General features: G+C 68.6%; 21 protein-coding genes. 13 read left to right on the forward strand and 8 right to left on the reverse strand.

The window, feature by feature from the left end:
- Positions 1–18: 18 nt before the first annotated feature.
- The gene (locus tag VHA82_RS15285; protein ID WP_325545180.1) at positions 19–1,446 is read right to left on the reverse strand and encodes an MmgE/PrpD family protein; all 1,428 of its coding nucleotides are present in this window, start codon (positions 1,444–1,446) and stop codon (positions 19–21) included.
- A gap of 154 nt (positions 1,447–1,600) precedes the next feature.
- Here VHA82_RS15285 and VHA82_RS15290 point away from each other — a divergent pair, with 154 nt between their 5' ends.
- From VHA82_RS15290 to VHA82_RS15310, 5 genes are read left to right on the forward strand one after another with little or no spacing between them, the layout of a single operon-like run.
- A complete protein-coding gene (locus VHA82_RS15290) occupies positions 1,601–2,767 on the forward strand; it encodes an amidohydrolase family protein (RefSeq protein ID WP_325545182.1) in 1,167 nt (388 codons plus the stop codon).
- 11 nt (positions 2,768–2,778) lie between these two features.
- The gene (locus VHA82_RS15295; RefSeq protein WP_325545184.1) at positions 2,779–3,801 is read left to right on the forward strand and encodes an ABC transporter substrate-binding protein; all 1,023 of its coding nucleotides are present in this window, start codon (positions 2,779–2,781) and stop codon (positions 3,799–3,801) included.
- Positions 3,802–4,860: an ABC transporter ATP-binding protein gene (locus VHA82_RS15300; protein ID WP_325545185.1), complete on the forward strand. Its 1,059-nt coding sequence runs from the start codon at positions 3,802–3,804 to the stop codon at positions 4,858–4,860.
- Positions 4,857–5,711: an ABC transporter permease gene (locus VHA82_RS15305; RefSeq protein WP_325545187.1), complete on the forward strand. Its 855-nt coding sequence runs from the start codon at positions 4,857–4,859 to the stop codon at positions 5,709–5,711. Before VHA82_RS15300 ends, VHA82_RS15305 begins: the two co-directional genes overlap by 4 nt.
- Positions 5,708–6,586: an ABC transporter permease gene (locus VHA82_RS15310; protein ID WP_325545188.1), complete on the forward strand. Its 879-nt coding sequence runs from the start codon at positions 5,708–5,710 to the stop codon at positions 6,584–6,586. Before VHA82_RS15305 ends, VHA82_RS15310 begins: the two co-directional genes overlap by 4 nt.
- A 39-nt stretch (positions 6,587–6,625) precedes the next feature.
- On the opposite strand, the gene VHA82_RS15315 is transcribed toward VHA82_RS15310, so the two are convergent.
- The 7 genes from VHA82_RS15315 to VHA82_RS15345 all read right to left on the reverse strand — a co-directional run bounded on the left by VHA82_RS15315 (position 6,626) and on the right by VHA82_RS15345 (position 15,524).
- Entirely contained in the window at positions 6,626–8,590 is a 1,965-nt protein-coding gene (locus tag VHA82_RS15315) for an esterase-like activity of phytase family protein (RefSeq protein WP_325545191.1), read from the reverse strand.
- Between the two features lie 267 nt (positions 8,591–8,857).
- Entirely contained in the window at positions 8,858–9,019 is a 162-nt protein-coding gene (locus VHA82_RS15320) for a DUF1328 domain-containing protein (protein WP_325545192.1), read from the reverse strand.
- Positions 9,020–9,181: 162 nt separating this feature from the next.
- The gene (locus VHA82_RS15325; protein ID WP_325545193.1) at positions 9,182–10,891 is read right to left on the reverse strand and encodes an AMP-binding protein; all 1,710 of its coding nucleotides are present in this window, start codon (positions 10,889–10,891) and stop codon (positions 9,182–9,184) included.
- A gap of 9 nt (positions 10,892–10,900) precedes the next feature.
- Positions 10,901–11,884 (reverse strand): Bug family tripartite tricarboxylate transporter substrate binding protein, encoded by a 984-nt coding sequence (locus VHA82_RS15330; RefSeq protein WP_325545194.1) that lies wholly within the window; start codon positions 11,882–11,884, stop codon positions 10,901–10,903.
- A 16-nt stretch (positions 11,885–11,900) separates the two neighbouring features.
- Entirely contained in the window at positions 11,901–12,884 is a 984-nt protein-coding gene (locus VHA82_RS15335; RefSeq protein WP_325545196.1) for a tripartite tricarboxylate transporter substrate binding protein, read from the reverse strand.
- A gap of 9 nt (positions 12,885–12,893) precedes the next feature.
- On the reverse strand, positions 12,894–14,027 hold the full coding sequence (locus tag VHA82_RS15340) for a mandelate racemase/muconate lactonizing enzyme family protein (RefSeq protein WP_325545198.1): 1,134 nt from the start codon (positions 14,025–14,027) through the stop codon (positions 12,894–12,896).
- A gap of 9 nt (positions 14,028–14,036) precedes the next feature.
- The gene (locus tag VHA82_RS15345) at positions 14,037–15,524 is read right to left on the reverse strand and encodes a hypothetical protein (protein ID WP_325545200.1); all 1,488 of its coding nucleotides are present in this window, start codon (positions 15,522–15,524) and stop codon (positions 14,037–14,039) included.
- A 109-nt stretch (positions 15,525–15,633) separates the two neighbouring features.
- Between VHA82_RS15345 and VHA82_RS15350 the strand changes: the two genes are divergently transcribed.
- The 8 genes from VHA82_RS15350 to VHA82_RS15385 all read left to right on the forward strand — a co-directional run bounded on the left by VHA82_RS15350 (position 15,634) and on the right by VHA82_RS15385 (position 24,136).
- Positions 15,634–16,278, forward strand: a complete 645-nt coding sequence (locus VHA82_RS15350; RefSeq protein ID WP_325545203.1) for a TetR/AcrR family transcriptional regulator — start codon at positions 15,634–15,636, stop codon at positions 16,276–16,278.
- 88 nt (positions 16,279–16,366) lie between these two features.
- Positions 16,367–17,431: an NAD(P)-dependent oxidoreductase gene (locus VHA82_RS15355; protein ID WP_325545205.1), complete on the forward strand. Its 1,065-nt coding sequence runs from the start codon at positions 16,367–16,369 to the stop codon at positions 17,429–17,431.
- The gene (locus VHA82_RS15360) at positions 17,418–18,317 is read left to right on the forward strand and encodes a GNAT family N-acetyltransferase (RefSeq protein WP_325545207.1); all 900 of its coding nucleotides are present in this window, start codon (positions 17,418–17,420) and stop codon (positions 18,315–18,317) included. The genes VHA82_RS15355 and VHA82_RS15360 overlap by 14 nt, the downstream gene beginning before the upstream one ends.
- 135 nt (positions 18,318–18,452) lie before the next feature.
- On the forward strand, positions 18,453–20,021 hold the full coding sequence (locus VHA82_RS15365; RefSeq protein WP_325545209.1) for an AMP-binding protein: 1,569 nt from the start codon (positions 18,453–18,455) through the stop codon (positions 20,019–20,021).
- Positions 20,018–20,812 (forward strand): enoyl-CoA hydratase/isomerase family protein, encoded by a 795-nt coding sequence (locus VHA82_RS15370; protein ID WP_325545211.1) that lies wholly within the window; start codon positions 20,018–20,020, stop codon positions 20,810–20,812. Before VHA82_RS15365 ends, VHA82_RS15370 begins: the two co-directional genes overlap by 4 nt.
- A gap of 64 nt (positions 20,813–20,876) precedes the next feature.
- Entirely contained in the window at positions 20,877–21,665 is a 789-nt protein-coding gene (locus VHA82_RS15375; protein ID WP_325545213.1) for an IclR family transcriptional regulator, read from the forward strand.
- A 145-nt stretch (positions 21,666–21,810) separates the two neighbouring features.
- Positions 21,811–22,782 carry an ornithine cyclodeaminase family protein gene (locus tag VHA82_RS15380; RefSeq protein ID WP_325545215.1) on the forward strand — a complete coding sequence of 324 codons (972 nt, stop codon included), beginning with the start codon at positions 21,811–21,813 and terminating at the stop codon, positions 22,780–22,782.
- 10 nt (positions 22,783–22,792) lie between these two features.
- On the forward strand, positions 22,793–24,136 hold the full coding sequence (locus VHA82_RS15385; RefSeq protein WP_325545217.1) for an acyclic terpene utilization AtuA family protein: 1,344 nt from the start codon (positions 22,793–22,795) through the stop codon (positions 24,134–24,136).

Consider the following 24,136-nt stretch of genomic DNA (forward strand, 5'->3'; position numbering starts at 1 on the left):
GTGTTCAGGTCCTTCGGTTCAGGTGTTGCGTGCGAGTTCGGCGAGGCTCGTGGCGGTGGCCGCGGTGGCCGCGGTGGCCGCGGTGCTGGCGCTGCCGAGCGCCATGATCCGCTCCTCGAGCGCTCGCGCGCGGAGCGCGCCGAGCACCGGCGCGGCGAGCGAGCGGTACTTCTCCAGCAGCTGCGCCTGCGGCAGCGCATTGCCGGGCGATCCGAGCGGCACGTCGACGGCGAGGCGAGCGCTGCGGCCGTCGTGCGAAGCGATCCGCACGCGCGCCGCGACATTGCTCGGAAGCGTCTCGGCGGCTTCGACGTCCACGCGCTCCATCAGCGCGCGCACCCCGGCACTCGATCGCGTCGCTTCGTCGAAGAGGTCGATGCCGGCGCCGCCGTGGAGCAAAGCGATGGCCACGGCATAAGGCAGACTCATCTGCGCATCGACGACGGTCGCCACGTGCTTGTTGCGGCACATCTTCTCCACCGTGGGCGTCACCGTCACGGTGATCCGCTCGATGGTCTCCGCGGGGAAGTCGCCGCGCAGCTTCAATGCCGCTTCCACTGCGGCGTGCGTGCCGCGGCACGAGGCGAAGGGCTTGATCGACGAGCGGTGGATGCGCCATTCGCGGCCGAGGTCGGCGGTGAGGAGATCAGGCTGCGCCGAATCGCGTGCGTAGGTGCGGAAGAAGCCGCCCCATGGCGCTTCGAACACTTCGGCAGGGCCCGTCAGCCCGGCGCGGGCCATCTCGACCGCGACGAGGCCCGAGCTCGCCGCGTGGCCGGGATGCATGCGCTTGGTCATCGCGCCGTCCGCGAGAAACGCCCAGGTGCCGGATGCGAACGAGCCCGCGATGCCCAGCGCGTTCGCCGTGGTCGCGGCGTCGCAGCGCAACACGCGCGCGACGGCTGCCGCGGCGGCGAAGGTGCCGCAAGTTCCCGTGGAGTGCCAGCCCGCGCCGTTGTGGCCGTCGTAGCCGCCGCTTGCTTCCATCACGCGGCGGCCCACGTCGTAGCCCGCGACGATCGCGGCGATGACGTCGCCTTCATCGGCGTCGCAGTGTTGCAGGCCGAGCGCGGCGAACACCGCGGGCACCACCACGGCACCGGAGTGGTCGCAGCCGCTCGCGTCATCGAGTTCCAGCGCGTGGGCCGCGGTGCCGTTCACGAGGGCCGCGAGCGCCGGCGGCGCGCGATGCGGCGTGCCCCACACGGGCGAGCCGCCACCCTTGCCGAAGCAGACGAGGCCCGCGGCAAGAGCGGCACGCGGCTCGGGACGCGCCGCGCCGGCGAGCGCCGCGCCGAGCGTATCGAGCGTGTGCCGGCGCACCGCGTGCACGGTGTCGGAGGGCAGAGCGCCGCTGCGCAATCCCGCGAAGAATTCGCCGAGCCGGCCGGAAAGAGTCTGCGTCATCTCGATGGAAGTGTACTTCTGCGAAACTTTTTCGATCAAGGGAAAGTTTCGTCATGGGAAACCCTTGGATCGATTTTGACCGACAGCGAGCGTTTTCTCTATGGGGGATACGCCAAACGGCGCATGCGGCGAGGTGCTTGGTGCGTCACAAAGCGATTGACATGCGGAGTTTCTCGTAAGTACACTTTTTTGCATGCTTCGCGAACCTCCCCTGCTGCTGTTGCGTGCCGCCGAAGTCTTCGCGCCCGAAGCCCTCGGCGCGCAGGACGTCCTGGTGGGCGGCGGCAGGATCCTCGCCGTCGGGCGCGACCTCGACGCGCGCGACTGGGGCGCGCTGGTGCGCGTCGAAACCGTGCCGCACGCGAAACTCGTGCCGGGCTTCATCGACCAGCACGTGCACTTTCTCGGCGGCGGCGACGGCGACGGCGCCCGCATGCCGGAGCTCGCGGCGCAGGCGTTCGCATCGGCGGGCATCACGACCGCGGTGGGCCTGCTCGGCAGCGACATCGAGACCAAGACGCTGCCGCAACTGCTTCGCAAGGCGGTGGAACTCGATCGCGAAGGGCTCGATGCGCGCATCTATACCGGCGCGATGGCGCTGCCCGCGCCGTACATCACCACGAGCCCGCGCGCGGACATCGTGCTGATCGACCGCGTGATCGGCGCGAAGAGCGCGATCGGCGAACGCACGGTGCCCAACCTCGACTTCCCCGCGCTCGCGCAACTCGCCGGCAGCCTCGTGCAGGCCAAAGGCATGAGCGGCAAGGCCGCGCCGTTGCACCTGCACGTCGGCCGGATGAAGGAAGGCATGCAGGCCTTGTTCGATCTCGTGGACAAGCTCGACTTCGCACCGGCGCAGGCCGTGCCGAGCCACGTGAACCGCGCGCCCGACCGCTTTCCGGTGTTCGAGCAGGGGCTGCGCTTCGCGAAGCTGGGCGGCAACATCGACTTCACGTGCTGCCTCGGACCGCGCAATCATCTGCCGGTGGGGCTCGACCCCGTGGAGGCCGTGATGCGCGCGCTCGACGCGGGCGTGCCCGCGGAGCGCATCTCGCTCTCGTCGGACGCGGGCGTGGCCGTGCCCGACGGACGCGGCGGCGCCGAAGCCGTGCCGCCGGCCATCCTCTATCGCGACGTGCTTCGCCTCGTGCAGGAAGCGCGTCTCGGCTGGCCCGAGGCGCTTGCCTTCGTCACCACGCACGTCGCCCGCATGCTGGGGCTCGCGGCCACCAAGGGCGCCATCGCACCGGGCATGGACGCCGACCTCGTGCTGATCGGGGAGGACCACCGCATCGTTCGCACCCTTCGCGCCGGACGCACCGTGTTCGACGCCGCAACTTCCCACGTTACCGCCCACTGAAAGGAATTTCGATGAACACCGCCTCCCGCTTCACGCGCCGCACGCTCGGCGTGCTCGCCGCTTCGCTGATGCTGTCCGGCGCCGCGTTCGCGCAAGGCAAGCAGGTCAAGGTCATGACCTTCGGCTCGACCTGGGAACGCGTGCTGAAGCCGCTCGCGCCCGCCTTCAAGCAGGAAACCGGCCTGGAGATCGTGCCCGTCATCGAGAACAGCTCCGCGGAAGGCCTGGCGAAGCTGCAGGCCTCGCGCGCGAACCCGGGCGTGGACGTGTGGTTCACGGGCGAGGCGATCGCGATGCGCGCCGCCACCGACAAGGACCTCTTCGTGCCGCTGCCGAAGGACAAGCTGCCCAATCTCGCGCATCTCATGCCCGGCGCGCACAACGACATGTTCGTCGCGTTCTGGTACTTCCCGACGGGGATCGTGTATCGGCCCGACCTCGTGCCGGGCGGCAAGGTGACGTCGTGGAACGACATCTTCCAGCCGGCCTTCAAGAATGCCGTGGCGCTGCCCGCGCCCACCGTCTACCCGGGCCGCACGATCCTGATCACGGCGCTCCTGAACGGCGGCTCGATCGACAACGTGCAGCCCGGCATCGACTTCCTCGCGAAGATGAAGGACCATGTCGCGATGTTCCACAGCTCGGACACCAATGCGCGCCGCGCGCTCGCCCGCGGCGAGATCATGGCGATGATCGGTTCGCCCTCGGCCGTGAAGGAGCTCGCCGACCAGAAGATTCCGGTGGCGATGGTGAGCCCCAAGCCCACGCCGCTCATCTTCGAGGGGATGATGATGGTGAAGAACGGCAACACCGACGCCGCCGCGACGTTCATCAACCGCGCACTCGCCGCCGACTGGCAAAAGCACATGACCGACGTGTACAACCTCGGACCCGTCAACAAGGACGTGAAGCCCGCCGATGCGCTCGTGGCCGTGCTGCCCACGCCCGCCAACTCGGTGACCTTCGACGAAGCGAAGATCAACGCGCATCTGGGCGAGTGGACGGAGATGTTCAACAAGGCCGTCGCGAAGTAGATGAGCGCTGCTCGGTCCTGCCGCCTCGAGATCGATGCGGTCGCGAAGTCCTACGGCAGCGTGCGCGCCGTCGACGGCGTGAGCCTCGCGGTGGAGCCCGGCGAAGTGATGACGCTGCTGGGCCCATCGGGCTGCGGCAAGACGACGGTGCTGCAGTCGATCGCGGGCTTCGTGGTGCCCGACGGCGGCGACGTGCGCATCGACGGCGCATCGATCCTCGGCGTTGCGCCCGAGAAGCGCCGCACCGCCATGCTGTTCCAGCAGTACGCGTTGTTCCCGCACATGAGCGTGCGCGACAACGTGGGCTTCGGGCTGCGCATGGCGGGCGTGCCGAAGGCGCAAGCGGCGCGGCGCGTGGAGGAGGCGCTTCGGCTCGTCCGCATCGAGAGCCTCGCTGCCCGGCGGCCGGCTCAACTCTCCGGCGGACAGCGGCAGCGCGTGGCGCTCGCGCGCGCGGTCGTCACCGAGCCTCGGCTCCTGCTGCTCGACGAGCCGCTCGGGGCGCTCGACCAGAATCTGCGCGAGGAGATGCAAGTCGAGCTGCGCAAGCTGCAGCGCAAGCTCGGGGTCACCACCGTGATGGTCACGCACGACCAGCGCGAGGCGATCGTGCTGTCGGACCGCATCGCGGTAATGAAGGACGGCCGCGTCGAGCAGGTGGGCACGCCCACCGACATCTACGACCATCCGCGCACGCGCTACATCGCCACTTTCACGGGCGTGGAAAACCTGCTGCCCGCGCGGTGCCGCGCGGACGGCGCGGTGGAAGTGGGCGGCATTGCATTGCCTGGCCTGCGCGCGCCCGAGGGCCATCATGCCGACGCCACCGTCGCGGTGCGCTCCGAGGCGATATCGCTCAGGCCCCGCGGCGAAGGCGCGCTGCCGGGCACGGTCACCTTCGTGCAGGTGCTGGGTGCCTCGGTGCGCTACGACGTCGCGGTGGGCGACGGCATGAACGTCGCCGTGACGGAAGTGCGGCGCGATTCGCCGCCGTTCGAAAACGGCCAGCCCGTGTCGATCAGCCCGGCGCCCGCGCGCTGCACCGTGCTCGCCGCATGAGCCGCACCGCGCTCCTGCTGGCGTTGCCGGCCGCGCTCATCCTGCTGCTGTTCGTGGCCGTGCTCGGTTCGTTCGCGAGCGTGAGCTTCATGGTGCTGGAGCCCGGCACGGCGGTGTTCCACGGGCCCGCCAGTCTCGCCAACTACACGAAGCTGCTGGCTTCGGAGGGCGCATGGAAAGCGGTGCTGAACACGCTGCGCCTCGCCGCGGAAATCAGCGCGCTGTGCGTGCTCGCCGGCTACCCGCTCGCGTTGCTGCTGGCGCGCTCGGGCTCGCGCGGCCTGCGGCGCTTCATCCTGTTCTGCCTGGTGGCGACGTTCCTGTCCGGCGGCGTGACGCGCGCGTACGCGTGGCTCATCATCCTCGGCAACAAGGGTCTCGTGAACCAGGCCGCGCAGGCCATCGGGCTGCCGCGCATGGCGCTCATCAACAACGAGTTCGCGGTGGTGGTGTCGGTGCTCAATTTCATCCTGCCGTTCTTCGTGCTCACGCTGTTCGGCGCATTGCGCACCATTGCGCAACCGCTGGAACATGCCGCCCGCAACCTCGGCGCGTCGCGCATGCGCTGCTTCCTTCACGTCACGCTGCCGCTTTCGCTGCCGGGCCTCGCGGCCGCCACGTCGCTGTGCTTCGCGCTCAGCCTCGGCGCCTTCCTGTTCCCGCAGATGCTGGGCGGCGGCCGCGTGCAGGTGCTCGCGACCGCGATCTACGAGCGCATCCAGGCAAGCTACGACATTCCCGCCGCCGCGGCGCTCGCCATGCTGTTCTTCGTGCTCGTGCTGTTGATGCTGCTGGCGGTGGGTGCGCTCAGGCGCGCGGCGTCGGCGCGCTTCGCCCCGGAGGCCGCATGAACATGGCCGACGCGCCGAAGCGCATCCTGCCGGCGGCCGGTGCATCCGCCACCCTGCGGCCGCGCCCGGCACGCGTCGATCACGCGCGGCCCGTGTCGCGGCTCGTCTCCGCGCTCGGCCTCCTCACACTCGCCTTCGTGGTGCTGCCGCTGCCGTTCATCGTGCTCTATTCGTTCAGCAAGAGCAACTATGCGCTCTTCTCCTCGGCCGGATTCACGCTCGACTGGTTCCGGCGCTTCTTCGAGAACGAGCGCTTCACGGCGGCGCTCGTGAATTCGCTCATGGTGTCCGTGATCACGACCGTCGCGGCGGTGCTGATCGCGCTGCCGACGGCCTTGCTCGCCGTGCGGCACCGGTTCCGGGGACGCGACTTGCTGATCGGCCTCGTCTCCGCGCCGCTGCTCGTCCCCGGTGTGATCACCGGCACCGCGGCGTTGAGCTTCGTGTCGGAGACGAGGATCGGCACCGGCTTCTGGCCGATCACGGCGGCCATGATCTGCTTCACGCTGCCGTTGGTGCTCAGGCCGCTGGTGGCGAATCTCTCCGGCCTCGACCCCGATCTCGAGAAGGCGGCGCGCAATCTCGGCGCGGGGCCGCGGCGCGCGTTCTGGACGATTACCGTTGCGCAGCTCGTGCCGGGCCTCGTGGCCGGCGGCACGTTCGCCTTCGTCGAGGCGATGGACAACTTCTCCATCACGGTGTTCCTCACGAACATCACGACCACGACGCTGCCGGTGGAAGCCTACAGCTACATCCGCGACATCGACGACCCCACCGTCGCGGCGATGGCGACCCTGCTGATCGCCATGAGCGTGGCACTCGTCTTCGCCATCGAGCGCGTGCTCGGGCTCGACCGGTTCCTCGACATGTCGTGATGCCCGGGCTCGCACGAGCCTGCTGCCTGCCGGCCCGCCTTACTGCCTGAACCGGGCAGGCACCTTCGTGAGATCGATCCGGACAATCTCGCCGAAGTCCTGCGTCCTGCCGTCGGCAAGGAACTTTTCGCTCGGCGGAAACGGCGCCGTGGCGGTGGAGGGCTCGTCGGTGATGCCGAAGTCGGAGTCGTTGGAGATGTAGATGATGTTCGGGTCGGCGGGATCCACCGCGACGCCCTCGACCTTGTCATGACCGAAATACATGCCCTTCGGATCGATCGACGTGAAGAGAGCGGCGTAGTTGAGGTACAGCGATTCGGCGCCCGTGCCGACGCCGACGGCGGCCAGCGCCGCGATCGCGTCGGCGTCGCTCTTCGTGCCGGCGATGTCCTCGATGCTCTTGCCGTCGATGTCGAGGCCCGACGTGGCATCGTAAGTCACGGTGTGGCCCGCTGGAGGCGAGGTGAGCAGGGGCGACTTCGGGCCCACGTCGGTGGCGTTGGCCAGATCGAGCTTCCACAGGTTCTTGTCGGCCCTGGCCGTGCCGTTCGCCGTGCCGTCGCTCGTGCCTTCGAAGTTGCCGTCGCGCTCGTCGACGATGAACGTGCCGTCCGGCAGCGCGGTGATCTCGCTCACGGCCTGCCCCCCGGGATTCTTCGTCTGGCCCTTGGTGTGCAGCGAGTAGAGGTACTCGTGCACGTCCGTCGGATCGGTTAGCGATACCTTGACCACGCGCGTGACCGCGACGTTGCCCGCTCCCTTCGCGTCGGCGGCCGCGACACCCGTTCCGTTGTTCTTGTCGAGGGCCGACTGCATGATGCCCACGAGGTACTTCCCATCCGGCGTGACGGTGAGGCCTTCCATGCCCTTGTTCGGCTTGCGGCGTTTCAGCTCGGACGGCAGCGGATGGACTGTGGCGGAGTTCGTCGCGGCATACGGATTGAACCGCTCGATCTCCTTGCCGGTCGCATCGAAGTGCACGATGTAAGGACCGTATTCGTCGGAGATCCAGAAGGTGCCGTTGGAAAGCGCCACGATGCCTTCGGGGTCGAAGCCGGCGTCGCTCTTGGGCAAGGCGTTGCCGTTCACGTCGAAGATGGTCTCGGCCGTGTCGGCCTCGGGATTGACGCGGCCATTCATTTTGGTGCCATCGGGGCGGGAGAGGCCGATGGTGCGCACGACCATCGCCTTGCCGTTCGCGATTTGCAGCTCGGCGATCGCGGGCTGGAAGTCCAGGTACGGTTCGATCTTGTTGCTGCCGTCGGGCGCGGTCACGTTGGGTCCGCGGTCCGTGAGGCCGTAGAAGAACCCGGCCTTGCCCGGCTCGGGTGTCAACGCCGAGCCGTACCCCGAGCCCGCGATGGGCAAGGTGCCCCAGTTGGCGTAAGGGGGAAGGGCCGCCCCCGTCGAAGAAGCCTGCGCGTAGAGCCGGGTGCCCAGCGTCGCGGCGGACACGGCTTGCGTGAGCGTCGCATTTCTCGCGAGCGACGGGACAGAATCGATGTAGTTGGCGAAGTTGGCCCACGCGAGCGGACCCGACACGGCGCAGGCGGACGCATCCGTGGGCGAGCAGCCTGCCGGGAAGGCCGTGGCCGAAATCGCGATGCCGTTGCCCGGGTCGTGATCGCTGTCGAGCGACTGCAGCACCTGCAGCATGCTCGTGAGCGCGCTGCCGCTCAGCGCGGCGCCCGATCCGTTCTTCAGGTCGGCCGGCGTCACGTTGGCGCTTGCGGCCGCGGTTCCGAGGACGGTGCCGAAGAGGGAGAACGTCACGGTCTCGCCCGGAAGGAACCTGAACGTGCCGGCCGCGTCCGTGTCGCCTTCCTGTGTCGCGGTCTTGAAATGGATGCCCCGCACCGCCGAATCGCCGAAGACACCCTGCGAAGGGGTGACGCTCTGCGAACCGCCGCCATCACTGCCGCCGCAGCCCGCGAGGGCCAGCACGGCCAGGCCGGCCAGTGCGGGCATACCCATGCCCATCCGCTTGTTCATCGACCACGACATCCTCATGCTCCTTGCCTGGTTGGCTTCCAACATTTGTCCGAAGGTATCCGCTCTCGCGCATCGCGCGAAAGGAACTCGAAATGCTGAAGCGGGCAAGTGAAACCGCAATGACACTCGGGCCGGCGCGCGCATAGGCGAGCATCCGGCCCGGCTGCGGGCGGACTACATCCGCATGGAGAAAGTGATCGGGAAGGGCCGCATCGTTCTCGCGCCCTGAAGTTCAGCCGAAGGGGCGCTGTCCCGGTCGACCGCGCCCCTCACATCCGGTCAGAGCCTGCGCCTGCCGAAGATGAACGCGACAACGGCGAGGATGATGAAGATGAAGAAGAGGATCTTCGCGATCCCCACGGCGCTCGCGGCGATCCCGCCGAACCCGAGGACGGCGGCGATCAAGGCGATGACCAGAAACACGACGGCGTAGTGCAGCATGTCGACTCCCTTCTATGTGGCGCATCCCGAGCGGATGCATGCGCCGAAGGTTATGTCGATCGGGCCGCTCGCCTGATCAGCCACCATCGTGGCTTCATGTCCGCGACCGTTCGTACGGCCTGTAGGAGCGCCCGGACAGAGGCAGCGTGCCGGGCGCGATCTTCAACTCTCGCCGCGCAGCCCCGGGAAATCGTCTTCGGTGAACGCGGCGGCGCCTTCCCGCCGCGCGCCGCCCGTCGATGCTTCCTGCGCGCGCAACTGCACGCGGCGAATCTTTCCCGAGATGGTCTTGGGCAGCTCGGTCACGAATTCGATGCGGCGCACGCGCTTGTAGGGTGCGAGCCGGCGCCGCGCGAAAGCAAGGATGCTCTCCGCGGTCCGGCGTCCCGGCTCGCGTCCCGCCTTCAGGGTGACGTACGCCTTGGGCACCGCGAGCCGCACCGGGTCCGGACTCGGAACGATCGCGACTTCCGCGACGTCCTCGTGTTCCATCAGCACGCTTTCCAGCTCGAACGGACTGATGCGGTAGTCGGACGCCTTGAACACGTCGTCGGCGCGCCCGACGAACGTGAGGTAGCCGTCCGCGTCGCGCATCGCGGTATCGCCCGTGTGGTAGTAGCCGCCGCGCATCGGGTTCGGCGACTTCTCGCCGCTGTCGAGATAGCCCGTCATGAGACCGACGGGCCGCTCGGACAGGTCGATGCAGATTTCGCCTTCCTGCGCCGGATGCCCGTCGACGTCGAGCAGCTCGATGCGATAGCCCGGCAGCGGCACGCCCATCGAGCCCGGCTTCAGCGGCAGGCCCGGCGAATTGCCCGCCTGCGCGGCCGTCTCGGTCTGCCCGTACCCGTCGCGCAGCGTGAGCCCCCAGGCCGTGCGCACCTGCTCGATGATCTCGGGGTTCAAGGGCTCGCCCGCGCCGGTCACCGAGCGCAGCGATAGGCGATCGCGCCATGCGGCGAGGTCTTCCTGGATCAGCATGCGCCACACGGTGGGCGGCGCGCACAGGCTCGTGACGCGGCAGCGCTCGAGCGTCTGCAGCAGCGACGGCGCGTTGAAGCGCGGCGTGTTGTGGATGAAGACGCAGCAGCCCGCGTTCCACGGCGCGAAGAAGCAGCTCCATGCATGCTTGGCCCAACCCGGCGACGAGATGTTCAGGTGGATGTCGTCGGGCGTGAGCCCGAGCCAGTACATCGTGGAGAGGTGGCCGACGGGATAGCTCTCGTGCGTGTGCAGCACGAGCTTCGGCCTGGATGTGGTGCCGGAGGTGAAGTAGAGCAAGAGCGGGTCCGCAGCGAGCGTCGGCGCATCGGCGCGGAACTCCGGTTGGGCCGCATCGCTTCGTGCGTAGTCGACCCATCCTTCGCGTGTGCCGCCCACGACGATGCGCCCGAATTGCCCTTCGAGCCCGTCGAACTTCGCGGCGTTGGCGGCGCCGGCGATCACGTGCCGCACGTTCCCGCGCTCGAGGCGGTCGCGCAGGTCGTCGGGCGTGAGCAGCGAGGTCGCGGGGATCACCACCGCGCCGAGCTTCATGGCGGCCAGCATGCATTCCCACAGCGGCGCTTCGTTGCCGAGCATGAGCAGCACGCGGTCGCCGCGCGCGACGCCGTGCTCGCGCAGGAAGTTGGCGACCTGCGAAGAGCGGGCCGAAAGCTGTGCGAACGAAGCGCGGTATTCGCGGCCATCGGCCTCCACGATCCAGAGTGCCGTGGCGTCGTTGCCGCGCGCGATGGCATCGAAATGGTCGAGCGCCCAGTTGAAGTGCCGCAGGCGCGGCCACCTGAATTGCGCGCTGGCCTCGGCCGGCTGGTCGCGAAGTGCGAAGAGAAGGTCGCGTGCTTCGTGGAATTCGCGGGTGGCCGTGTGCATGTCAGCTCCTCAGTTCGTGCTGGTCGCTCCCACCGATTTTGCCAGCCGCTTGATCTTCGCCACGTCCTGCACGAGCAGCGCCGCGAAGTCTTCGGGCCGGCCGGTGCTTACCTCGGTGCCCATCTTGAGGAACTGCGCCTGGATGTCGGGTTGCGCGAGAATCTTGCGAATCTCCGCGTTGAGCCGCTCCACGATCGCGCGCGGCATGCCCGCGGGGCCGACCACGGCCTGCCACGTGGTGAACACGAAATCCGGATAGCCCGCCTCGCGGAAGGTGGGTATGTCCGGCGCCATCGCCGAACGGTTCGTGCTCGCGACGGCGATCGGCTGCAGCTTGCCCGCGCTCACCTGCGCCATCACGTCGGAGATGTTGGCGAACATCACGTCGGCCGTTCCCGCGAGCATGTCCTGCATCGCGGGCGCGCCGCCCTTGTAGTGAACCGTGACCCAGTCGATGCCCGCGATCTGCTTGAACTGTTCGCCCGAAAGCCGCACGAGCGTGGTCGGCCCCGGCGATGCGAGATTCAGCTGGCCCGGCTTCGACTTGCTCAGCTTCACGAGTTCTTCCGCGTTCTTCACGCCGAGCTTCGGTGTCGTCACCGCGAGGATGGGCACGGTGGCCACCTGCGCGATCGGCGTGAAACTTTTCACCGGGTCCCACGAGAGCTTGTCGGTGAACGCGGGCGCCGCGGCGAACGACGAGGCCGCCATCAGCAAGGTATAGCCGTCCGGCGGCGCCGCCGCGACGACGTCCGCGGCGATGTTGCCGCTCGCGCCCGCGCGGTTTTCGACGACCACGCTTTGTCCGAGCGACTGCGTGAGCCTGGCGGCCACGAGGCGCGCCGCCTGGTCGGTCGAGCCGCCGGGCGGAAAGCCCACCAGCATCTTGATGGGATGTTCGGGCCAGCTCGCCTGCGCGGCGGCCGCGAAAGGCATTGCGGCCCACGCGAGGCCGAGGGTGGTGAGCGCCAGCAGGCGTCGTCGGGTTTTCATGATGGCTTGCTCCTTGTCATTCCGGCTGCACGCCGGCCTTCGTGCCGACGCGTTTCCACTGGTCGATGTCCGTGCGCAGGAAAGCCGCAAGTTGCTCGGGCGTGCTCGTTTCCACCGTCATGCCCATGCCGGTGAGCCTGGATTGCACGTCCGGCAGCGCCAGCACCGCGGCCGCGTCGCGCTGAATCTTCTGCACGACGTCGGCGGGCGTGCCCGCGGGCGCGAAGAGCGCCTGCCAGACCGACGTGTCGATCTTCGCGCCGGTCGCCTCGGCGAGCGTGGGCACATCCGGCAGCAGAGGCGAGCGCGCCGCGGTCGTGACGGCCAGCGCGCGGATGCGGCCGGACTTCACGTGCGTGGCCGCTTCGACGACGTTCACGATCATCGCCTGCACCTGTCCGGCGAGGACGGCCTGCAGCGCGGGCGCGCCGCCCGCATAGGGCACCATCACCACGTCGGTGCCCGTGGCCTGCTTGATGAGCTCGAAGGTCATCCGCTGCCCGCTCGATGCGCCCGGTGCCGCGAAGTTGTACTTGCCGGGATGCGCGCGAACGATGTCGAGGAATTCCTGCATCGTCTTCGCCGGGACATCCTGGCCGACCACGAGCACGTTCGGAATGGTCGAGACGAGCGTGACCGGCGCGAGGTCGCGCATCGCGTCGTAGCCGAGCTGCTTGAACACGACCGGGCTGATCGAAAGCGCGGTCGTGGCGAGAAGCAGCGTGTGGCCGTCGGGGGGTGCCTTTGCCACGAAGGCCGTCCCGAGGTTCGCGCCGGCGCCGGGCTTGTTTTCCACGACGACCGGCTGGCCCCATCGCGCCGCGAGCTTGTCCGCCATGAGGCGCGCCGTCGCGTCGGTGGAGCCGCCCGGCGGGAACGCGACGACGATCTTCACGGGCCGCGAGGGGAAAGCGGATTGCGCGAACGCGGCAACGGGCGTCGTCATCGCCGCCGCGGTGGCAAGCAGCAGGGTTGACAGCAGGGCCAGGAACTTCCTCATCGTCACTCCTCATTCAGGCAAATCGGAAATGAGCAAGCGCTGGACGCGCTCCTCGTCGATCTGCGCGCCGAGTCCCGGCGCGTCGGGCACATAGGCGATCTGGTCGCGCACGGGTAGAGGTTGCGCGAGGTAGTCCTCGGCGATGAACTGCGGCCCGTTCAGGTCCACGGGCAGACGAATGCCATACGCGGCGAACAGATGCACCGACGCGGCGAACCCGATGGGCGCATCCATGAGTCCGGAGCCGATGAGCGTGAGCCCCGCATTCAGCGCCAGGTCGCACATCTGCCGCGCGTAGTGGAGGCCGCCCACCTTGGACACCTTGATGGCGATGCCTTCGACCGCTTCGCGCCGGATCAGCTCGATCACGAAGGGCAGGCCGATCGCCGCTTCGTCGAGCGCCACGGTGAGCCCGGTGGCGCGCAGGAGCTTTTTCATCGCGTACACGTCGCTCATCGCGACCGGCTGCTCGAAGAGCGTGACCCCGAGCTTTTCGAGCGCGCGCGCCATGCGCAGCGCTTCCTCCAGCGTGTAGCCCTGGTTTGCGTCGGCCCACACATAGCCCTCGCCGGCGGCTTCGACGACTGCGGCGACGATGGCGGCATCGAGTTCCTTGTGGTGGCCCACCTTCACCTTGAAGCCGCGATAGCCCTCGCGCTTCGCTTCCGCCGTGATGCGGGCGGCATCCTCGGGTGTCGCGGCGGACACGAGCCGCGCGAGCGGCACGGAGTCGCAGCGCTTCGCGCCGAGCCAGCTCTGCGTGGAAATGCCGAGCCGCTTGCCGATCAGGTCGTGCAGCGCGAGGTCGAGCGCGCACTTGGCGATGGGCTGCCCCGGGTCGAGCCCTGTCGCGAGTTCGGTATTCATGCGCGCGTGCAATCCGGCAATGTCGAAGATGTCGTGGCCGATCACCGCGGGCGCGAGGTAGCGGCGGATCGACGTGACGCAGGATTCCAGCGTCTCGGCCGACCAGCGCCGCGAGGGGCCCGCTTCGCCCCAGCCGACGTGGCCGTCGGAGTCGGTCATCTTCACGAGCGCCACGCGCTTGCCTTCGTCGAGCGTGCGGCTCGGCCCGCGCGGCAGGGTCAGCACCGCCTTGAGCGGCAGGCGCACGGGATAGACGTCGATGCGGGCGATCTTCATGAAGGGGCTTCAGCGATAGTTGACGAAGACGGGGCTGGCCCATGCCATGTGGCCGTTCTTCTGGCGAACGCGCAGGTAGATGTGCGAACGGGTTTCGGGCACGGCGAGCGAGACGCTGCCGCGAACCTTCGTCGCACCCGCGCCGAGCAGACGATGCCACTGCCAGCCTTCTTTCGGGAATTCGCCGACGAAGTGATTGGACGATCCGCGCCTCAGATCGGCGAGCGAAACGGTCACGGCCTGGTCCACCGGCTGGGTGAGACGCAGCGACAGCGTCGTGGCAGCGTCGCCCTGCAATTCGAGCACGACGCTCTGGTTGGGGTTTTGCCGGTAGGCGTTCTGGCGCGCGGTGTAGGAGCGGATGTCGAGCGAGCTGCCCACCTGCTCGAAGCGGTGGCGCCGCACTTCGTCGAAGGGCATCGACTGCAGGCAGGGAAAGTGGCGCAGGATGCGGCCGCCCTGAACGTCGAGGCGCATCGCCCAGTCGCATACGCGATCGAGCGCGAGGTCGCCCCAGGGGCCCCAGCCCCACTCGAGCCGCAACTGCACCGGGGTATCCGGCCACGCTTCATCCGCCACGTCGTCGCTCGCGTAGGCTCGGTGCACGACGCGGCCATCCTGGATCACTTCCACCACGTCGATCTCGTCGCGGCCTTCCACCGCGAAGCTCGCTTCGACCTGTCGCCCCGCTTCGACGGTCGCGCCCATGGGATGGCCATCGACCCGGAAGTCCACCTCGATCCGGTCGCCGGTGAGCGCATACGTGCGCCGCGCGTTGATCGCCTCGAAGATGCCGGCGCGCGTGAAATCCGTGACGAGCGCCGCCATCAAGCCTTCCCCGTACGCGCCGGGAAATCCCGCGTGGTCGTCCGACGAGCCGACGAAGCCGAAGCGCAGCCCGGACAGCAGCCCCGCGGCCGCCGTGTTGGAGGTCTGGCGGCCGCCCATCGAATGCGTGAAGTAGGTGAGGGGGCCGCGATCGTCTTCCGCGTTGCCGTGCTCGGAGTAGATTTCCACCACGGGCGTGCACTCTTCGCAGAAGGCGTGCCAGTTGACGCCGCGCCGCCCGCTCGGATAGGCGAGGTGGTGCGGGATCATGAGGGCGCGCTCGTGACGGCAGAAGCGGCGCAGCTCCTGCGGATCGGACGTGTAGAAAAGCGGCCGGTCGTCCTCGGGAAACACGACGCACTGGTCGCCCCAGTGCGAGGAGTGCCACTCGAAACCGAGAAAGGCGCAGAAGCGGCCGTCGCGATTGCCGTCGGCGATCACCCGCTGCACGCGCGGCCACGTGTCCTTCAGCCGCTTGAAGCCTTCGATCCAGTGGCGCTCGCGCTGCCCCTCCATCGAAGGCATGTCGTGCCAGCTCGAGTGGCCCGTGAACGCGAAGAAGTCGAGGTGCGTGCGCGCGATGTCGAGCGACCGCTCGATCGAGCCGATGCCGTACCCGTGCGCGTTGTGGTTGTGGATGTCTCCGTAGAGGATGCGGTAGGACTGCATGTCGGCAACGAGGAAGCGATGCCGGGGTACGGCCGATGTATGATTTATATCAACTATTCAGTTGACAGGCAAACGCACACCCGGACGCGGGCAGACGGCGAGGCGGAACATGACAACGATCGCAGCAAGGAAGGCGCCGCCGCGCCGCGATGCGGCCGCGTCGCGCGGCGCCCTGCTGGCCGCGGCGGTCGCCGAATTCGCGGCACACGGCTTCGCCGGGGCGCGCGTCGACCGCATCGCGCAGCAGGCGGGCGTGAACAAGCAGCTCGTGTACCACCACTACGGCAGCAAGGAAGACCTCTATCGCGCCGCGCTCGAATCCGTATATGCCGACCTGCGCGAACAGGAACGGGCCTTGAGCCTCGCGAGTCTGGCCCCCGTGGCGGCCATGGAGCAGCTCGTCGGCTTCTCGTTCGACTTCCTGAGCAGGCACCCCGAATTCATCGCGCTGCTCACCGACGAGAACCGCGCCGGCGGCAGCCACCTGCGATCGTCGGCGACGCTTCGCAGGATGCACACGCCGCTGGTCGAGATGATCGGCCGCACGCTGCGCCGCGGCGTCGCGGCGCGTCTTTTCCGCGGCGACGTCGATGCCGTGCAGCTCTACATCTCCATCGCCGGACTGTCCTACTTCTTCTTCTCGAACAACCACACGCTCTCCGCCATCTTCGGCAAGCGGCTGGACACGCGCGCGGCGCTGCGGGAGCGGCGGCGCCACGTCGTCGAGTTCACGTTGAACGCATTGCGCCGATGATCGCCGGGGGGCCTCTGGGCACCGGGGGTGCCATCAATCAACCAATTGGTTGACAGGGCGACGCCGCCTGCCTACATTGCGATTGCATATGAACCCCTCACGCTTTTCGCCCGTCGTCCTGGAGGACGTTGCGCTGCCCGCCCGCTTCGAGAACGAAGCCGCGCTCGACGACTACCTGTCGATTCCCTCCCGCGCACTCGTGGCGGACCTGGCCGCCATCGATGGCGACGTGCTCGTGCTCGGCGCGGGCGGCAAGATGGGGCCCACGCTCGCGCGGCTCGCGCGCAACGCGCTTCCCGCTTCGCGCAAGGTGACGGCCGTGGCGCGCTTCACCGAGGACGGCGTGCGCGAGAAGCTCGAAGCGGGCGGCATCGCGACGATCGCGTGCGATCTGCTCGATGCCGGCGCGGTGCGCGCGCTGCCCGGGCATCGCAACGTCGTTTTCATGGCGGGGCGCAAGTTCGGCGCGGGGGGCGATCCGGCGCTCACCTGGTCGATGAACGCCTACGTGCCGGCGCTCGTGGCCGAGGCGTTTCGCGAGTCGCGCATCGCGGCCTTCTCCACCGCATGCGTGTACCCCTTCGTCCCGGTCACGGGGCAGGGCGCTGCCGAGGAGGTCGCGCCCACTCCGCCGGGCGAGTACGCGAACTCCTGCGTCGGGCGCGAGCGCATGTTCGAATATTTCTCGCAGCGGCACGGCACGCCCGGGCGCCTCCTGCGGCTCAGCTATGCGATCGACATGCGCTATGGGGTGCTCGCCGATGTCGCGGCCAAGGTGTGGCGGGGAGAATCCGTGGACGTCACGATGGGCCACGTCAACGTCATCTGGCAGGGCGATGCCAACGAGCAGGCGCTGCGCAGCCTGCGCGTCGCGACGACGCCGACTTCACCGCTGAACGTGAGCGGCCCGCAGACGCTTTCCATCCGCTGGCTCGCGCAGGAATTCGCGCGCGTGCTCGATCGCGAGGCGCGCATCACGGGCGAGGAGGCGCCCACCGCATGGCTCGTGAACACGACGCGCGCCGAGCAGCTTTTCGGGTATCCGCGGGTGAGCTTGCGCACGATGATCGAATGGGTCGCCGACTGGGTGCGGCGCGAACAGCGCAGCTTCGGCAAGCCGACGAAATTCGAAAACCGGGATGGCAACTACTGAGCCGTCGCCGCAGCCCGGACCTCTGCGCGATGCGAATCGCGAGGAACTCGCGATGCTCGCCGAACTCGTCGCCGCGAGCCGCTGGAACCAGATCGAGTCGGACTGGCGGCTCTTCCTCGACCTGGGCCGGGTCTACGTGATTCGCGACGGCCACGCGCGCATCGTCGCGAGCGGCGCGGTCCTGCCGATGGGCGGAGAGCCGAACGGCGTCGCGTGGATCAGCATGATTCTCGTGCTGCCGGCGCAGAGGGGCGCGGGTCTCGGCAAGGCCGTGTTCGCGCAATGCCTGCGGGAGATCCAGCGCATGGATCGCGTGCCGATGCTCGACGCGACGCCAGCGGGCGAAGCGCTGTACCGCCAGTTCGGCTTTCAGGCGCTCTGGCGCAGCGCGCGATGGCGGCGGCAGGCTGTTGGCAGCGCCGATGCCGGACCGCATTGGGCGGATCTCGCGCGGTTCCCGCGGGCAGCGGCGCGTGACGTCGATGCCGTGAGAAACGAACTGATCGATCGCGACGCGCTCGCGCTTGGCTTCCGCCGCGAAGCGGTGCTGGGCGCGATGATGCGGCGGCCGGACACGGTGTGCCGCTCGAACGATGGCGCCTGCGCGATGGTCCGCGCGGGCCGCGTGGCGCATCAGGTGGGTCCGCTGCTTTCCGATGGCGAAGGCGCGGCCGCGGAACTGCTGGAGACGATCGCTTCGGAGTCGGCACGCGAACTCGTCATCGACGTTCCCGACGACAGGCCCCGCATGGAAGAGGCGCTGCGCCGCCTGGGCTTTCTGCACGAGCGTCGGTTCGCCCGCATGGCGCTCGTCGCCCCGGGGCAGCACGTGCCCGAAGGGCGGCTGCCCATGCTGCACGCGATCGCGGGCCCCGAGTTCGCCTGAAGGCATCCATTCCCCTGCAACGAGGTTTCCCGCACGGGATCCTTGCGGCCGGGCGCGTGCCTGATGTATTATTTTCCACCATATCGTATTGGAATAAAATACCGCCTGGGAGGCAGGGCGGCACGACACGCGCGCATGACCGAATTTCCGCCGTACTTTCCGAAGCGCTTCCCGCAGGACAGGCTCGACATCGCACCACTGCTGTTCGAGGGTCTGCGAAGCGTCGACGGCCGCTGCATCCTCGCCTGCGAGGGGCGCGAGGTCACGGGCGCCGAACTTGGCGCGCGGGCAGCCACGCTGCAGGCGAGCCTTGCCGCGCGCGGACTGAAGGCCGGCGACCGCGTCGCGGTGATGCTGTCGAACTCGCTGGACCACATCGCGCTTCTGTATGCGCTTTTTCTCTCGGGGATCGTCTGGGTCCCGGTGAACGTGCGGCTTCGCGGCGCGGCGCTGGCGTACGTGCTGGAGCATTCGCGCCCCGCGCTGCTCGTCTTCGACGAGGAGTTCGAGGAGGCCGTGGCCTGCCTCGCCGCCGCGAGCCCGTGCCGGCTCGACGACCTGGCCCCGACTGTTTCGTCCGACGGCGTCGCCGCGTTGCGGGTCCGCCTCGAGACGGCGCCGTCCGATACCCTGTGCATCATCTACACCTCCGGCACGACGGGGCCGCCGAAGGGCGTGATGTTCACGCATCGCATGATGCGCATTGCCGGCGAAGCGGTGCTGCGCGTCGCCGCGATCGGCGATGGCGACAGGGCCTTCCTGTGGGAGCCGCTTTGCCACATCGGCGGGGCGCAGATGCTCATGGTGCCCTTTCTCGCCGGCGCGCAGCTGCATGTGGTCAAGCGCTTTTCGTCCAGGCTGTTCCGGGGGCAGTGGCAGTCCGCCCGCGCGACGCACTTTCACTACCTGGGCGGTGTGCTGGACCTGCTCATGCGCTTGCCCGATTCCGACACGCAGCCGCCTCCTTCGATCCGCGTGGCGTGGGGCGCCGGCGCTTCCGCGCTGTCCTGGGCAGGCATTCGCGACCGCTTCGGCTGCGAGCTGCGCGAGTGCTACGGCATGACCGAGTGCTCCAGCTTCGCGACCCTCAACGAATCGGGCACGCCCGGCTCGATCGGCGCGCCGCTGCCCTGGATGCGCATCGATCTGCTGGACGACGCGGGGCAGGCCGTGGCGGCCGGCGAGATCGGCGAGATCGTGCTGTCGAGCGACCTCGAGGGCGTCTTTCTTCCCGGCTACCTCGACAACCCCGAGGCGACGGCCAAGGTGATACGCGACGGCAGGCTGCACACGGGCGACATGGCCCGCGAGCTTCCCGGCGGCGAATTCGCGTTCGTGGGCCGGCGCACCGACAGCATGCGCGTGCGCGGCGAGAACGTGTCCGCATGGGAAGTCGAGCGGGTGTTCGCCCGGCATCCGTGCATCGAGGCGGTGGCGGCCGTCGGCGTGCCGGGCGAGATCGGCGAGCAGGACATCCTGCTCTACGTTCAGTTCAAGGACGGGCGCTGCGCGATCTGGAGCGAGCTCGCCGAGTGGGCGCGGCCGCGCCTGGCCGCCTTCCAGCTGCCGCGCTACTACGCGGTCGTGGAACGCTTCGAACTGACCCCCAGCGAGCGCATCCGCAAGCACCTGCTGCCGAGGACGGCGCAAGGCGCCTGGGACCGCGCGGCGATCGACACGCGGCAACGAGGAGAACGATCTTGACCCCATCCAGCGAACTGATCGTCGTCGAGCGGCACGATGCCGTCGGCGTCGTTCGCATCAACCGTCCGGAGAAACTCAACGCCTGGACCGGTGCGATGCGCGACGACATCATGTCTGCCCTGCGCGCGTTCGACGCCGACGCGTCCGTTCGCGCCATCGTGATGACCGGCACCGGCGACAAGGCCTTCTGCGCCGGGCAGGACCTGCAGGAGGCGCACGACTTCACCGTCGACGAGGCCGAGGCCTGGATTCGCAGCTGGGAAGATCTCTACTCGGTGCTGCGCGGACTGTCCAGGCCGCTCGTGATGGCGCTCAACGGCGTCGCGGCCGGTTCGGCATTCCAGGCCGCGCTGATGGGCGACATCCGCGTCGGCCATCGCGGCGTGAAGATGGGGCAGCCCGAGATCAACTCCGGCATCGCGAGCATCACGGGGCCCTGGATCATGAACCTGATGCTCGGGATGTCGCGCACCGTCGAGCTCACGCTCACAGGTCGGCTCATGGACGCGGAAGAGTGCCGGCAGCTCGGCATCCTGCATCACATCGTCGAGCCCGAGCAGGTGCTGGAGCGATCCATCGCGATCGCGCGCGAGCTCGGCGCGAAGCCTCCGGTCGCGATGGGCATCGACAAGGCCTGGTTTCGCGAGATGACGGAAGCGTCCTTCCGCCAGACGATCGAAGCGGCGATCCGCCACCACCGCAAGTCCTACGAGAGCAACGAGCCCGCACGCATGATGGAGGCCTTCTACGAGGCCCGGGGCTCGCAGGTCCCCGCGAAGCGCACCGCCTGAGGGCGATGGCCGCGAGCGCGGCGCCCCACCCTGTCCGGCGCAGGGCACTGCAATAATCGCCGCCATGGTTCAGAAGAACGCGCAAGGCGCAGAGGCGGGGGCCGACAGCCCGCTCATGGTCAACTCGGTGCAGAAGGCGTTCCGGGTGCTCACCGCGTTCAGCGGCACCGAGCCGCGCCTCACGCTCAAGCAGATCGCCGAGAAGCTCGACATCGACAAGAGCACCGCGCAGCGCTTCACCCACACGCTGGTCGTGATGGGCTATCTCGACAAGGACCCCGTGACCCGGACCCTCGGCGTGACGGTGAAGGTGGTCGACCTCGCGCACATCTACCTCACGACCAACCCGCTCATCGCGGCGGCGATGCCGTATCTGCTGCACCTGCGCGGCGGCACGGGCGAGACCGTGAACCTCACGGTGCTCGACGGCGCGGAGTCGGTGTTCGTGTCGCGCATCGTCGGCAATCACCTGCTCTCCACGGGCGTGGGCATCGGCACGCGCCTGCCGGCCTATGCCAGCGCATCGGGGCTGGCGATGCTCTCCGTCCTGGACGACACGCAGGTGAAGCGGCTGCTTCGCATCAGCAATCTGAGACCGATCACGCCGAAGACCGTGTACGAGCCCGCGAAGATCCTCGAGCGGCTCGCATCCATCCGCGGCAAGGGCTACGCACTGAGCGTCGCGGACTACTTTCCGAACGACATATCGCTGGGCGCGCCCGTGCGCTCGCGCACGGGCGAGCTGGTGGGGGGCATCTCGCTCGCGGTCTCCACCGACCGGTTCACGGCCAAGGAAGCGGAAACGAAGTACGCGAGGATGGTCGTTTCCGCGGCGAAGTCGATCCTCGTCTAGCGCCGCGCGCGCAAGCGCGAGCGTCTCTCCCCTCTTCCTGCCGCATCCATTCGGGCAAATTTTCTTGCGCCGTCGCCTGCGCGCGCGTAAACTACATAAAGCACTTTGATATTGCATAGAAATACTTCAGCGAGTATAGGTTCGAATGGCAGCCGACCGGGCGCTTCTCCACCTCACGGACGCGGATGTCCGTGCGCTCGGACTTGACGCCCGCGCGGTGCGCGAAGCCGTTCGCGACGCGTTTCTTTCGTATTCGAGCGGCACGATCCGGTGCGAGGCGAAGACGGTGCTCGGGCTGGGCGAGGGGCATTCCTTCCAAAGCCTGTCGGCAGCCGACACGCAACGCCGGTGCGCCGTCCTGAAATGGGTGGGCGTCGTCCCGCCCGGCGCGGGCGAGACCACCAACATTCATGCAAGCATGCTCCTGTCGGATGCGGACACGGGGCGCGTGCTCTGCCTCATGGACGCGCGGCGCGCGACCGCCTGGCGAACAGCCGCCATGTCGGCGCTCGCCGCGCAGCATCTCGCACGCGCCGAGAGCACGGTCATCGGCTTCGTGGGCGCGGGGACGCAGGCCGGGAATCATCTCGCCGCGCTGCTTGAAGTCCTGCCGAACCTGAAGGCGGTGCGCGCGACCAGTGCCACTGGGCGATCGGCCGAGCGTCTCGTGCGGCAGGCGCGCGAGTTCGGGTTGGACGCGAGCGTGTGCGGCGCGCAGGAGGCTGTGTCGGGCAGCGACGTCGTGGTGACGACCGTTCCCTTGCGCGCGGGCTTCGCGCCTTTCATCGATGCGGCGTGGCTGCGCGCGGGCGGCTTCGCCGCCGCCGTGGATCTGGGCCGCTCGTGGAAACGCGACGGCCTGGCATCGATGGACGTCACCGCCGTCGACGAATCCGCGCTGAGGCACTACGGGAAGCCGGGCGGGCTCGTTCCGTCGCTCGAACACGCCGAGGCGACGCTTGTCGATCTCGTGGCCGGCCGGCATCCGGGCCGCGGCGGCGCGCGCGAGCGAACCATGTTCTTCAGCAGCGGCTCGGCGGTCGCGGATCTCGCGGTCGCCATGCTCATCCACGAACGCGCGCTGGCGCACGGAGCCGGCACGTGGCTTGCAGATTGACGGACCTCTCATGAAACAGATCAGGATACTGGCCCCCACGGGCATGATGGGCGCGGGCTTCGGCCAGGCGGCGCTCGAACGCGGCATGTCGATGAAGCCCGACGCCATCGCGGTGGACGCCGGCTCGACCGATCCCGGCCCTTATCACCTCGGCTCGGGCGTGCCGCTCTACTCCGACGGCATCATCAAGCGCGAGATCGAGGCGCTGCTGCCCGTGGCCCGGGCCGCGGGCATTCCGTTCGTCGTGGGCAGCGCGGGCGGCGCCGGCACCAACGCACAGGTCGACCGCGTCTGCGAACTGGTGCGCGAGGTCGCGCGCGAGCGCGGCCTGCGCTTCCGGCTCGCCCGCGTGTATGCGGACATCCCGCGCGAACGCGTGGTCGAGGCCATCGCGCGAGGCGAGGTGCGCGATTTCGAAGCGGGGTTCGAACTGACGGCCGATGCGGTGCAAGCGTGCTCGGGCCTCGTGGCGCAGATGGGCGACGAGCCGATCCGGCGCGCGCTCGACGAAGGCGCCGACGTGGTCATCGCGGGCCGCGCGTGCGACGACAGCGCGATCGCGTCGTTCGCGATCTGGAAAGGCGCGAACGAGGCGCTTGCCATCCACATGGGGAAGATCCTCGAATGCGGCGCCTTCAGTGCCGAGCCCTTCGGCATGGACGTGATGATCGGCACGGTGGACGAAAGCGGCTTCACGCTCGAGCCCGGTAGCCTCGAGCGGCGCGCATCGCTCAAGTCCGTGAGCGCGCATTCGCTCTACGAACGCGAGGATCCGTTCGAGCAGCACGGCCCGGGCCGCGTGATGGATCTTTCGCGCTGCGAGTTCGAACAGCTCGACGAGCGCCGCGTGCGCGTCTCGGGCACGCGCGGCAAGCGCACGGAGGACTACTGGATCAAGCTGGAGGGCGCGCGGCCGGCCGGCTACCGCTCGATGACGATCGCCGGCGTGCGCTGCCCGACCATGATCCGCTGCATCGACAGCGTGCTGCAGCAGGTGAAGGAGGCCACGCACAGGCGCGTGGACAACCCGACGCTGCGCATCGGCATTCGCAAGTACGGCATGGACGCCGTGATGCGCGAGCTGGAAGCGGACAAGACGCTGCCCCACGAACTCGGCCTGCTGCTGGAGACCACCGCTGCGACGCAGCAGGCGGCCTTCGACGCGTGCAACGCGATGGGCGGCAAGCTTCTGCATGCGGCGTACCCCGGGCAGAAGAACACGTCGGGCAACGTCGCGTTTGCGTATTCGCCGCGCGTGCAGAACCTCGGCATGCAGTACGAGTTCGGTGCGTACCACCTGATGAAGGTGGCGTCGGCGCTGGAATGTTTCCGCGTGATCACCGAAGAGGTCTGA

Origin of the sequence: Ramlibacter sp., from assembly GCF_035548915.1 — a bacterium.
In the GTDB taxonomy this organism is placed as follows: domain Bacteria; phylum Pseudomonadota; class Gammaproteobacteria; order Burkholderiales; family Burkholderiaceae_C; genus Ramlibacter.